This is a genomic window from Dermabacter sp. (genome assembly GCF_032550575.1).
GTDB lineage: Bacteria > Actinomycetota > Actinomycetes > Actinomycetales > Dermabacteraceae > Dermabacter > Dermabacter hominis.
Genome location: NZ_JAWFZC010000006.1, coordinates 1 through 11,830, shown reverse-complemented (window position 1 = coordinate 11,830; position 11,830 = coordinate 1). Strand labels below are relative to the sequence as shown.

At 61.7% G+C, this 11,830-nt stretch carries 10 protein-coding genes and 2 tRNA genes; 11 read left to right on the top strand and 1 reads right to left on the bottom strand.

Going from position 1 to position 11,830, the window contains the following annotated elements; translation table 11 throughout:
• Window positions 1–12 precede the first annotated feature (12 nt).
• A complete protein-coding gene (locus E6X30_RS07930; RefSeq protein ID WP_016663371.1) occupies window positions 13–954 on the bottom strand; it encodes a diacylglycerol kinase family protein in 942 nt (313 codons plus the stop codon).
• A gap of 44 nt (window positions 955–998) precedes the next feature.
• Here E6X30_RS07930 and serS point away from each other — a divergent pair, with 44 nt between their 5' ends.
• The 11 genes from serS (at window position 999) to ppc (ending at window position 11,495) form a co-directional block, all read left to right on the top strand.
• Window positions 999–2,258, top strand: coding sequence for a serine--tRNA ligase (gene serS, locus E6X30_RS07925; protein WP_016663370.1), 1,260 nt, complete (start codon window positions 999–1,001; stop codon window positions 2,256–2,258).
• Window positions 2,255–3,133 carry an HAD-IIB family hydrolase gene (locus E6X30_RS07920; protein ID WP_016663369.1) on the top strand — a complete coding sequence of 293 codons (879 nt, stop codon included), beginning with the start codon at window positions 2,255–2,257 and terminating at the stop codon, window positions 3,131–3,133. Before serS ends, E6X30_RS07920 begins: the two co-directional genes overlap by 4 nt.
• A 59-nt stretch (window positions 3,134–3,192) precedes the next feature.
• Window positions 3,193–3,280, top strand: a tRNA-Ser gene (locus tag E6X30_RS07915).
• 134 nt (window positions 3,281–3,414) lie between these two features.
• Complete coding sequence (locus E6X30_RS07910; RefSeq protein WP_016663368.1) at window positions 3,415–3,894, top strand: peroxiredoxin; 480 nt, start codon at window positions 3,415–3,417, stop codon at window positions 3,892–3,894.
• 158 nt (window positions 3,895–4,052) lie between these two features.
• Window positions 4,053–4,709 carry a hypothetical protein gene (locus tag E6X30_RS07905; protein ID WP_016663367.1) on the top strand — a complete coding sequence of 219 codons (657 nt, stop codon included), beginning with the start codon at window positions 4,053–4,055 and terminating at the stop codon, window positions 4,707–4,709.
• Between the two features lie 267 nt (window positions 4,710–4,976).
• Window positions 4,977–5,708, top strand: a complete 732-nt coding sequence (locus E6X30_RS07900; RefSeq protein ID WP_316335996.1) for a hypothetical protein — start codon at window positions 4,977–4,979, stop codon at window positions 5,706–5,708.
• Between the two features lie 431 nt (window positions 5,709–6,139).
• Complete coding sequence (locus tag E6X30_RS07895; protein ID WP_147594868.1) at window positions 6,140–6,517, top strand: hypothetical protein; 378 nt, start codon at window positions 6,140–6,142, stop codon at window positions 6,515–6,517.
• A 102-nt stretch (window positions 6,518–6,619) separates the two neighbouring features.
• On the top strand, window positions 6,620–7,351 hold the full coding sequence (locus tag E6X30_RS07890) for a hypothetical protein (RefSeq protein ID WP_316335995.1): 732 nt from the start codon (window positions 6,620–6,622) through the stop codon (window positions 7,349–7,351).
• 97 nt (window positions 7,352–7,448) lie between these two features.
• Complete coding sequence (locus E6X30_RS07885; RefSeq protein WP_016663363.1) at window positions 7,449–8,195, top strand: hypothetical protein; 747 nt, start codon at window positions 7,449–7,451, stop codon at window positions 8,193–8,195.
• Between the two features lie 89 nt (window positions 8,196–8,284).
• Window positions 8,285–8,374, top strand: a tRNA-Ser gene (locus tag E6X30_RS07880).
• A 319-nt stretch (window positions 8,375–8,693) separates the two neighbouring features.
• On the top strand, window positions 8,694–11,495 hold the full coding sequence (ppc, locus tag E6X30_RS07875) for a phosphoenolpyruvate carboxylase (protein WP_051120677.1): 2,802 nt from the start codon (window positions 8,694–8,696) through the stop codon (window positions 11,493–11,495).
• Window positions 11,496–11,830 lie beyond the last annotated feature (335 nt).

Genomic DNA, 11,830 nt, shown 5'->3' with positions numbered 1-11,830 from the left:
GACTGACGCCGCCTAGCGGGCACAGCGAATGAGGAGCGCGCCCGCATCGACACGCGTCACGAGGTGCGTGGCGTTGCCGACGTAGTCGCCGTCGACCTGCACTGGGAGAGCTTTCGACGTGCTCACGACAGCCTCACGGGCCTGGAACGTGCGGTGGTTGGAGATTTTCGCGAGAGTTTTGGGTCCTCCCGGAAGCACGAGCTGGCCGAGAATCTGAGAGAAGCCCGCCGCGCCCTTCCAGTCGAGGGCGAGAATCTCGAGGGAGCCGTTTGAGCGATCAGCTCCGGGCATGAGCGTAATACCGCCCGGAAGGCGCCCCACGTTGCCGATCATGACGGTGCGAGCCTTGAGCGACTTCGCGGAGCGCCCATCGAGTTCGAGGTCGACGCTTTGCCCGCGTCCCACGATCTTCTTCGCTCCCGCCACCACGTAGGCGAGCCAGCCCACGGCCTTCTTGAGCTTCGAGTTGGTGTTCTCCATGACGACCGCGTCGAAACCGAAGCCCGCGATCACGAGGAACGGTTCTTCCTTCGCATCACTCGCATCCTCGAGGCTCTCGCCGTGCTGCAGGTAGCCGAGGTCCGCAGTGAGGGCCTCACCCGTGAGGGCGACCTTGATGGCGCCGCGGAGATTATCGATCGGAATGTCGAGGTTGCGCGCAAAAAGGTTACCGGTGCCCATCGGGATAATCCCGAGCGCGACGTCGCTGTGCGCAAGCCCCGCCGCGACGAGGCGCACCGTGCCATCGCCGCCGGCCGCAAGGACCACCGAGCAGCCGTCGGACACCGCCTGTTGAGCCTGACCGAAGCCCGCATCCTCCACGGTCGTTTCGTAGAACGACACCTGAGCATCCGGGTCCACATTGAAGACGTGGCTCACGACCCGGCCGCGAAATTCGGCGACATCCTTGAGTTTTGACGGGTTGACAACGACCCCAACGTGTAGCTTTTCCACCGCTCCAGCATACGTGGACGGCGCGGCACTGTACCCTGGAAAACATGATCGATCTGCGATTGCTCCGTGAGAACCCTGAACGCGTGCGCGAGGCCCAAAAAGCGCGGCGCCGCGACCCCAAAACCGTCGACGCCGTGCTTGAAGCCGATCAGGCCTGGCGCGAGGCCACGCAGTCTTTCGAGTCGCTGCGTGCCGAACAGAAAACCTTCGGAAAGAAGGTCGCCCAGGCCAAGGGCGAGGAAAAGCAGGCCCTCGTCGCCGAAGCGAAAGAGCTGAGCCAGAAGGTCAAGGACCTCGAGCAGCGCGCGAGTGAAGCGGAAGAGGCTCGTGAAAAGGCGCTGCGCGCGATCCCCAATATTGCGGAAGGCGCTCCCGAGGGGCTCGAAGAGGACTTTGAGGTCCGCGAAACCCACGGGGATATCCCGAACTTCGACTTCGACGTGCGGGACCACCTCGACATCGCCGAAAAACTCAGGGCGATCGACATGCAGCGCGGCGCGAAGGTTTCCGGCTCGCGTTTCTACTTCCTCACCGGGGTGGGTGCGCAACTTGAGCTCGCGATTCTCAATGCCGCACTCGACAAGGCAACCCGTGCGGGCTTCACGCCCGTCATCACGCCCACCCTCGTCCTACCTGAAACGATGGATGGCACCGGCTTCCTCGGTGAACACGCCGATGAGGTCTACCACCTCGACAAGGACGACGACCTCTACCTCGTCGGCACGAGCGAGGTCGCGCTCGCGGGCTATCACCGCGACGAAGTTCTCGACCTCGACAATGGGCCCCTGCGCTACGCCGGGTGGAGCGCGTGCTACCGCCGCGAAGCTGGGAGCTATGGCAAGGACACGCGCGGCATCATCCGCGTCCACCAGTTCCACAAGGTCGAGATGTTCTCGTACTGCAAGCTCGAGGACTCCTACGAGGAACACGAGAGGCTCCTCGACATGGAGCGCGAGATGATGGCGCTCATCGATGTGCCCTACCGCGTGATCGATACCGCCGCTGGTGATCTCGGCACATCCGCAGCCCGCAAGTTTGACTGCGAAGCATGGGTGCCGAGCCAAAACACGTACCGCGAGCTCACGTCCACGTCGAACTGCACGCAGTTCCAGGCGCGCCGCCTCAACATCCGCGAGCGGGTGGACGGGGCGCTGCGCCCGGTCGCAACCCTCAACGGCACTCTTGGCACGACCCGCTTCATCGTCGCGCTGCTCGAGAATCACCAGCAGGCCGACGGCAGCGTCGTGGTTCCCGAGGGGCTGCGTCCCTACCTTGGTGGCCGCGAAATCTTCGAGGTTCGATGAGTCCCGCGCGTAGCACCAAGGGCTTTGACGAGGCGCACCTTCGCGCTCTGCTCGAGCCTCTCGCGGGGCACCGAGCCCTGATTGGCCTCGACGTGGACGGTACCCTCGTTGACCACGCCGGCATCATGGACCCGCGGGTGAAGAAGGCGCTTCACGCGGTGCGCGAAGCCGGCCACCACATCGTGATCGCGACGGGCCGCTCGCTCAACACGACCCTCCCGATCGTGCGTGTGGCGGGCGTGTCAGACGGCTGGTCGGTGAGCGCGAACGGTGCCGTGACCACGAAAATCACCGGGGCCGGCGACGACGACTACGAGATTGTCGAGACCGTTACTTTTGACCCCGAGCCCGCGCTACGCGCGATGTATCAGGCCGTCCCCACGGCGCGATTCGCGATTGAGAGGGCGAGCGGTGGCTTCATAGGGACCGAAAGCTTCGACGATCTCGACTTCGGCATCCAAGCGGAGCCGGCGAGTATCGAGGAGCTTTTCGGGGCGAAAGAGGTCGTGCGCGTCGTCGTGACAGCACCCGATATTCCCCTCGATGAGTTCGCGCGGATCGTCGAGCGCGCCGGCGTGAGCGGCTGTGAATACGCCGTGGGCTGGTCGAGCTGGCTCGACATGTCAGCGCCCGGCACGACGAAGGCCAGTGCGCTTGAAGCGTTGCGCGAGCGCCTTGGCGTGGATCCCGAGCACACCGTGACAGTTGGGGATGGCTCGAACGATGTGGAAATGCTCGACTGGGCAGCCGTCGGCGTGGCAATGGGCCAGGCGAGCGAGCGCGTGAAGTCGTACGCCGACGCCGAGACCCTCAGCATTGACGACCACGGCGCAGAACTAGTGCTGCGCCACCTTCTCTCTGCTGACCCTCGCTAGTTTTCTCCAGCCCGATAGCGCGTCGGGTAGGATGTACGGGCGCCTCGCAAACGGCGCAAGGAGAGTTGACAGAGCGGCCGAATGTGGCGGTCTTGAAAACCGCTGTGCAGCAACCCTGCACCAAGGGTTCAAATCCCTTACTCTCCGCACTAGAGCGCATGGGCTTGCCGTGTGCCGTTCCCCGTCTTCGACGTGCTTGGCGCGCCGGAGGCGGGGTTTTGTATTCCCTGCCGCGTATATACGTACGATCGAGAGAGTCGAGCCCCACTAAGGAGACAAGCATGAACATCAAACTCGCTCCGGGCGATAAGGCCCCCGACTTCGACCTCCCGCTCGCCGGTGGTGGCCGAATCACGCTCGCTGACCTTGCCGGCGACAGTGCCCTCATCTGGTTCTACCCTGCCGCCGGAACCTCGCTGTGCACACGTCAGGCACGCGATCTTCGAGATCATGCCGAAGAACTCACTGCGAATGGTGCGCGTATTCTCGGCATTTCCCCCGACCCGATTGAGAAGGTCGAGGAATTCGTGGAAAAAGAAAATCTTCCTTTTGCGATGGCCGCAGATGAGGACCATGCCGTCATGGAGGCGTACGGCGCTTGGGGCGAGAAAAACATGTACGGGGTGAAGAAAATGGGCGTGATCCGCTCGAGCTTCGTCATCGATGCTCATGGGGTGCTCACCGCAGTGAAGTATCGCGTTGGCACCCCGAAACACGTGGAGTTTGTGCGCAATGCTCTGAACCTCGATGCGCAAATGTGACGGCTCTCCATAAAGCTGAGAATGCACGGAAATAGGGGATGCTAGGTTTGTCCGCGTTCCTTTGTGGATCTCGAGAGCGTCACGAATGTGGACCTCAAGGGCTCTGCGAGGGGCGAGACTCATGGGCCGCTGGCCCTGACCAACACGAAAGGTTGACGATGTCTACTTTCATGCGTAAGAACCGTTCGATCTCCATCATCGCCGCTGCCGGCGTGCTCGCTTTCGGCCTCGCGGGCTGTGGCGCCTCCAACGACGCGAAGAAGGATGATTCCGCTTCGAAGGAGACCACGACCGCTTCAGAGACCAAGGAAGACTCGACGTCGAGCGAGAGCTCAGCCTCGGCCTCGGATTCGGGCGAGAGCACGGATTCCGGCAGCGGCGTTGTCACGGGAGACGACGTCGCTTCGAGCGTTCACGGGACGCCCGTAGAGCTTGACGAAACCCCCTTCACGGAAGAAGACAAGAAGAAGGGCGCACAGGTCGTGGCCGACTTCTTCACCAGTTCGCTCGATAAGAAGTTCGAAGATGCGTGCACGAACATGGTGGCGAGGAACGGGGGCGCCTACGAGCGCATGGATACCCCTGAGATCCGCGAACAGTGCGCTGCTCAGAACGAGCGAGTCCTCTCCAGCCAGGGCATCACCGAGGATCAGGCTGAGCAGATTAAGCAGGTGATGAAGCCCGAAAACCTTGAGATCCAGCCGAACGAGGACGGTACTGCCAAGGTTTTGTTCCAGGGCCAGGATCTCGGCATCTCGCTCCTCAAGGTGAAGGGCGCGGGTCCGCTCGTCGACATGAGGAATCTGTCTTCCTGATTCTCTCCATGGTTCGGGTCGGTCACCCGTGCTGAGGTGAGAGAAGAGTCAAGCCTGGGTGGCTCGGTAGTGTCGTCTACCGAGCCACCTTCGCTTTTTAACGGCGACAGTTCGAAATGTGGGAGTGGTCGTTGTCTTCTCGCAAGAGGTTGCGCAGGCTGAAAATACTGTGTGTGTCTCTCGAGGAAGATGCAGAAACGGGCGTTACCTTGGTCGCATCATAGGTGTGGGAAGCGCACTCACAGACGCACCGGAAGAAAGGCGATCATGTCCGCAACACTACGCACCGCTCGTGCACTCTACGCCGCCGCAGCCGCGGGATTGCTTGTTTTGGGTGCCGCCGGTTGCGGTGCCGTCAATGAAACAAAGAAAGAATCCGCGTCTGCATCGCCGTCCGCAGAAACCTCGTCGCCAGCGCCTACGACATCGGCTAGTGAATTGCCCGAGCCAACTGAAAAACCGGCGACCCAGGGTGGTACGGAAAACCCGACGACCCAGGGTGGCACGGACTCGAAACCCGCACCTCCCAGTGACGGCGGTGGAGTCGCTCCGGGCTCAGGCACCGGCGGGATTGGGAGTGGTGGCCTTGCAGGTCTAGGCGAGCCTGTCGAGATTGATCCCACGCCCCTCACCGATCAGGAAAAGGAGCAGGGGAAACAGATGATGGCCGACCTTCTCGTGGCAATCACCACGGGTGGGGATTTCAGTTCGCTCTGCGACACCACCGTATTCAAGGAGCCTGACGGATCGATGCGTCGCATGGATACTACGCCCGAGTTGCGCGAGAAGTGTGTTCAAGCCATGGACAGTTTTTCGGGTCAGAACCAAGGTGGTAGCGGCGTGACCGAGGAACAAGCCAGATCGATGTTTGATCCTGCCACTTATGAGCTAAAAGATAACGGTGATGGCACCTTTGCCCTGACAATGGCTGGCCAACCCCTCGGTTTCAACATTCTGAAGATTAAGGATGGCGGCGTTCGCCTCGCAGTCGCCCAGTAGTAGTTTTGCGCGGTGAGCTCGACGAAATAGTAGCGAAGGAGAACCAGATGAGAGTTGCGAATCGTATTTCTCGAACCATCGCAGTAGCAGTCGCGACTAGCGCACTGGCCGCAAGCGTCGCGTCGTGCGGAGCTCTGAATGAAGAGGGGAGAGAAGAAAAGGGGGCGAGCGAGCCCTCAGCCTCGTCGAGCGCCCCTGGGCATGATGAAAGTCCGTCAGCGACACCAGCCAGCCCCTCGGTGTCCAACGGGGGTGAGAATCCGGGTGCGAATGACCCCGGAGCCGCTACTCCCGATGCTCAGCAGCCGCCTGTGGCTCCGGGCGGGAACCAAACGCCGGCAGCACCCGGAGGGAACCAATCTCAACCGAGCCCCGGGGGTACCGGAGGTATCGACTCGTTCGAGGACATCCCCGAGAGTGCTAAGGCGAAATTGGATCCCACACCACTCACGCAAGAAGAGATGCAGCGTGGCCTGCAGCTTCCGCAGGAGATGATGACCAAAATGGTAGCGGGGGATGCTGCCGGAGTCTGCGACATGATGGTGCTGAGTAAGGATGGCACTCTTGTGCGATTCGATGTGCCGGAGCTCCGGGAGCAATGTGCCGCTCAGCTTCAAACCGGCATAGATTCCTCCTCTATGAAGAGCATGACGCGGGAACAGGTGAAAGAAGCTTCTGACCCGAAGCACTTCGAGCTTCACGATAATGGGGACGGCACAGCTACCTTCGCACGCGACGGCAAGCCGAGCCCAACGAAGCTTGCCCGGCTTGACGACGGCAGCCTTCGCCTTTTGGTCGATAATTTCTAGCTCGTTCCTCTCTGTTTCGGGAGCTGCTGGCTCTCGAAACAGACTCCTTTTAGAGCGGGAAATGGCAAAACCAAGCGACTTAATCCATATGAAAGGTTGACGATGTTTGCTCTTCCTTGCAAGATCCGTTCGCTGTGCACGATTGCCGCCGCTGGCGCGCTTATTCTTGGTCTTGCAGGCTGTGGCGATACCAAGGAGCCGGGAGCGAGCGATCCAACCTCGGAAGCAATAACGTCTCCGGCCGAAACCACCGCAGAGACGACGCCCACGCATAATGATGCCGCCTCCGACGGGGGTGGCGCGGGTCCCACCACACTCGAGCGGAGCGACTCAACAACCGAGCCTGACGAGGACGAGTCGCCTGGCGGCGGTGAGGTACATCCGGACGATGAACAGCCAACGGCGGATGAAGTTGGACCCCTCGAGAACCTTCCCGCGAGCGCCAAGGCCATGGTTGATCCCACGCCCCTCACCGAGGATGAGTTAAAACGCGGTCGCGACCTTCCCGCCGAGCTCGTGCGTCGTGTCCTCGATGGCAAGTATGAAGAGGCTTGCGGGTTGCTCGTTGCGGAGGAGGGAGGCAAGATGTTGCGCCTTGATGTTCCAGAACTACAGAAGGCTTGCATACTGCCTCTCAGGGAGAGCGTGGAAGGGCCTCAGGGTGACAGGGAAAGTGCAGAGGAAGCGCTTGGGGAAGCCAGACCAGAGCGTATGACTCTCCGCGACGGGCACGACGGGACAGCCGAATTTCTTGTGGATGGAAGTCCCATAGGTATGACGCTTGTGAGGCTCGATGACGGCAGTCTGCGCTTGGTTGCCAGGGGCCTGCTGTAACTCGCGTCGACTTTGCGCAATTCACGTGACCGGCCAATTGGCGGTGATGTTGAAGATTCGAAGTCCTCAAACCCCACACCGCCACGGAGGCGCATTCATGAATCTCATCCGCACACGACGCCCCCTTGCCGTTTTTTTCGCGGCGACTCTCACGGCAGCCAGCCTCGCCGGGTGCGGGGCCCTCACTTCCTCCAAAGATGAGGGCAACCCGTCGAATTCCGCAACTGCGTCAAGCGCGCAACCGTCGGACTCCGCGAGCCCCGCACCCACAACCGCACCGTTGCCCGGTCCAACAACTTCGGCACCGGCGCCCGCGAACCCCGGCACGAGCGGTGGCCCGGCACCCCAGCCGGGGACTCCCACCACCGCTCCGCCTGCCCCGGAGCCGACCACAGCCCCTCCGAATCCGGCGCCCGCGCCCGGACCGGCGCCTGCTCCGGGGCCGCAGGATCCGGGCAGCGGTGGGGGAGCGACCCTCATGCCGAGCCGCACTCCCTTCACCGAGGAGGAAAAGCAGGAGGCGGTCAAGATCACCATCCTGTACGCGCAAGCGCGCATAGATTCGAACTGGGCCGTCGCGTGTGAACTCGCGGCTGCCGAGTCTAACGGCGGCTATTTCGTGCTCGAAAACCAGGTGGAGAAAAACGCGTGCGTGAGGGCGGCGAGCCAGCAAGTTGCGCCGATGGACCCCAATAAGGCGAACGCAATGCGCGAGGCGCTCAACGGTGCCGCCTTCACAGTCGAGGAACGTGGCGACGGTACAGCCGCCGTCAAGAGCGAAGAACTCGGTATGGGCTTCAACGTCGTCAAGCTTGAAGGCAAGGGTATTTACATCAAACCTTGAGGATGACGCCGGCGCAATGTGGGACGCGCCGCGAAAGATTTGAGCAGCACGAGGAAGTTCGGTAGGCTGACTCAGCGCCTTGCGCGCAAGGAGACGTGGCAGAGTGGCCGAATGCGCTCCCCTGCTAAGGGAGTAGGCGGTGTAGAGCCGCCTCGGAGGTTCAAATCCTCTCGTCTCCGCAGATAGGATGTTCCCCCGCCCGCTTTAAAGCGGGTGGGGGAATCTCTTTTAACCTTTGCCGCGTTGATTTTCCACGTGGCGTCGCACAGGTAACGAATGCGCTGGAGTGCCTCGTACCACTCGCTGCAATGCGTGGCGGATGCGGTTCAACCCCTGGATGCAGGTGGGACGCGTGTGGGAGTAGACTGGCCCCGGCTCATTCGGCGCTGATGGGGGACCGCGAGCGCCACGCCGGTGTTTTCGGTTCGCCACGGGTGCCACCCGCTTCCAAACGAGAGGTTTCAGGTGCGCGAACAGCACGACGATAGCCTTCACAACGTGCCCACGTTGACGGCCGAATTCCCGGTGGTGGGTGATGACCCGCTTATCGACGCCCCCTTGCGCGCGACCGTGCGTCGGCTTTCCACGCTCCTCGGTGAAACGCTCGCCGACCAGCACGGGCAAGAACTGCTCGACCTGGTTGAGGAGGTGCGTCAGCTTGCGAAGCAATCGAAGCAGTCGAAATCGGCCGAGGATACGATGCGCGTGCAGCGCCGCCTCGCGGAACTGCCGATCGAGCAGGCGACAGAGCTCACGCGTGCGTTCACCCAGTACTTCCTGCTTGCGAACGCCGCTGAGCAAACGTATCGCGTGCGCGCGCTCCAGGTGCAGGACGAAAACGACTCATGGCTCCCCCGCACGGTGAAGTCCATCGCGGAAGAGGCCGGGGTGGAGGAGCTTCAGCGCACGGTTGACGAACTCGATGTGCGCCTCGTGTTCACGGCCCATCCCACGGAAGCCTCGCGCCGCGCGGTTCTCACGAAGCTGCGCCGCGTCTCGACTCTCCTCGAGACGGATACCGAGGAAGGTTCGCGCGCCCGTAAGAAACAAGATCGCGACCTTGCGGAAACAATCGAAGCGCTCTGGCAGACCGACGAGCTGCGCCGCACGCAACCAACCCCGCAGGATGAAGCGCGCAACGCAATCTTCTACTTGCGCTCGCTCTACCTCCACACGCTCCCCGAGGTTCTCGACGCGTTGCGCCACGAGCTTCGCGACTACGGCGCTGATCTTCCCGTGCGGAAGGTTCCGCTTCGCTTTGGTTCGTGGATCGGCGGTGACCGCGACGGCAACCCATACGTGACGGCAGACGTGACCCGCGAGGTGCTCAAACTTCAGGCCGATGCCGCGATCGATATCGCAGAGGCGTTCCTCGACACGCTCACTCTCGAGCTGTCGATGAGCTCGACTCTGATCGGTGAGGATGAGCAGTTCAACGAGAGCCTAAAGAAGGATCAAGAAGCTCTCACGTTCGTGCCCGAAAAGCAGTTTGAGCTGTTCGCCCACGAGCCGTATCGCCTCAAACTCTTTTCTATGCGTGCAAAGCTCGCGGCGACACGCACACGCATCCACAGCGGTGAAGCGCACAAGCCCGGCGTCGACTATCTCACCGGCGCTGAACTCCAGGACGATTTCGAAGAACTGCGCGATTCGCTCCGCAAGCACCGCGGTGATCTCATGGCTGACGGTTCGGTTGCCCTCGTGCAGTCTGTTCTCGCTGGCAGCGGCCTTAACCTCGCGATTATGGACGTACGCGAGCACGCCGAGAAGCACCACGACCTGCTCGCGGAAATGTTTGACCGGGTAGGCGAGCTCGATAAGGCGTACGGGGAGCTCACGCGTGAAGAGCGCACGACGGTGCTCTCCTCCGAGCTTGCATCGAAGCGACCACTCGCGAGCGCGCAGCTACTCGGCGAGGAATCCCCCCTCGATCCCTCGGTGCAGAACACGTTTAACGTCTTCCGCGAAATCCGCACCGCGCACCGCACGTACGGGCCGGATGTCATCCAGACCTATATCGTTTCGATGACCCGCGGCGCCGACGACATCCTTGCCGTGGCACTGCTCGCGCGCGAGGCAGGCCTCGTGGACCTTGCGGGCGACGAACCCCGCGCAGACATCGGCTTTAGCCCGCTCCTCGAAACCGTCGAAGAGCTTCGCCACGCGGGCGAGATTCTCGATGAACTCCTCAGTGACCCGAGTTATCGCGAAATCGTGCGCCTTCGCGGCGATCGCCACGAGATCATGCTCGGATACTCCGATTCGAACAAGGAATCGGGCGTCATTACGAGCCAGTGGGAGATTCACCAGGCTCAACGACGCCTGCGTGACGTTGCCGCCAAACACAACGTGACGCTGCGTCTGTTCCACGGTCGCGGAGGTAGCGTCGGCCGCGGCGGCGGTCCCACCTACGATGCGATTCTCGCTCAGCCCTACGGCGTTCTCGAGGGCGAAATCAAGTTCACCGAACAGGGCGAGGTCATCTCCGATAAGTACATGCTGCCCGTGCTCGCACGCGAAAACCTCGATCTTTCGCTTGCAGCCGTCATGCAGGGCTCGGCCCTGCACCGAAAGCCCCGCACGAGCCCGGAAGATCTGGAGCGCTTCGGCACCGTCATGGAAAACCTTTCCGACGCCTCCTTCGCGCGCTATCGCACCCTCATTGACGATCCTGACCTGCCCGAATACTTTGTGGCGTCCACGCCCGTGGAGCAGCTCGGTGACCTGAAGATCGGCTCGCGCCCCTCGAAGCGAACGACGAGTGAGAAGGGCCTCGATGGTCTGCGCGCAATCCCGTGGGTTTTCGGCTGGACGCAGTCGCGGCAGATCGTACCCGGCTGGTTCGGCGCGGGCTCGGGCCTCAAGGCCGCTCGTGAGGCGGGCTACGAGGACGACCTCAAGGAAATGTACGAGAACTGGCATTTCTTCCGGACCGTGATCTCTAACGTGGAGATGACGCTCGCGAAGACTGACATGGGCATCGCTTCGCACTACGTGCACTCGCTCGTGCCGACGCGACTGTGGCACCTGTTCGAGACGATCCGTGAAGAGTATGAACTGACGGTCGCCGAGATCGAACGCTTGACGGGGGTGCTCGACCTTCTCGATAACTCGCCGGTGCTCAAGAGGACTCTCGAGGTGCGCGACCGCTACCTCGATCCAATCAGCTACATGCAGGTGGCGATGCTCCAGCGCGTGCGCGACGCTCACACGCGCGGGATTGAGATCAGCGAAGCTGAAAAGCGTGCGCTGCTGACGACCATCAACGGCGTCGCCGCAGGCATGAAGAACACCGGCTGATCTCGGTTTCTCGGTAGCAAAGGCGAAGGCCCGGCTCCTCGATGTGTGAACTGCTCCCCATTAGTTGGACTGAGAAATCAGTTACCGACTAGTGGGGAGTAGTTTTCGTTGAGAGCACGGAGTTCGCTGAGTGAGCATCAGCGCGAGCAGTTGGTTGGACTGTTTGAGCAAGGCATGAGCTATCAAGCCGCTGCGAATGCTCTTGGTGTCTCCAAATACGCCGTCCGTAAGCTCTGTTGAGGTTACCCTCGTTTAGTGGACACCCTATTAGTGCGGATCTTGTGTCCGTAGGAGAGGATGTTCATTGTGAGTCAACAGCGCAAGAAGTACACGCC

Coding starts and splice junctions, on each gene's coding strand:
- E6X30_RS07900 (WP_316335996.1), top strand. CDS start 4,977: ATGTCCGCAACACTACGCACCGCTCGTGCACTCTACGCCGCCGCAGCC.
- E6X30_RS07890 (WP_316335995.1), top strand. CDS start 6,620: ATGTTTGCTCTTCCTTGCAAGATCCGTTCGCTGTGCACGATTGCCGCC.
- E6X30_RS07920 (WP_016663369.1), top strand. CDS start 2,255: ATGAGTCCCGCGCGTAGCACCAAGGGCTTTGACGAGGCGCACCTTCGC.
- serS (WP_016663370.1), top strand. CDS start 999: ATGATCGATCTGCGATTGCTCCGTGAGAACCCTGAACGCGTGCGCGAG.
- E6X30_RS07885 (WP_016663363.1), top strand. CDS start 7,449: ATGAATCTCATCCGCACACGACGCCCCCTTGCCGTTTTTTTCGCGGCG.
- E6X30_RS07910 (WP_016663368.1), top strand. CDS start 3,415: ATGAACATCAAACTCGCTCCGGGCGATAAGGCCCCCGACTTCGACCTC.
- E6X30_RS07905 (WP_016663367.1), top strand. CDS start 4,053: ATGTCTACTTTCATGCGTAAGAACCGTTCGATCTCCATCATCGCCGCT.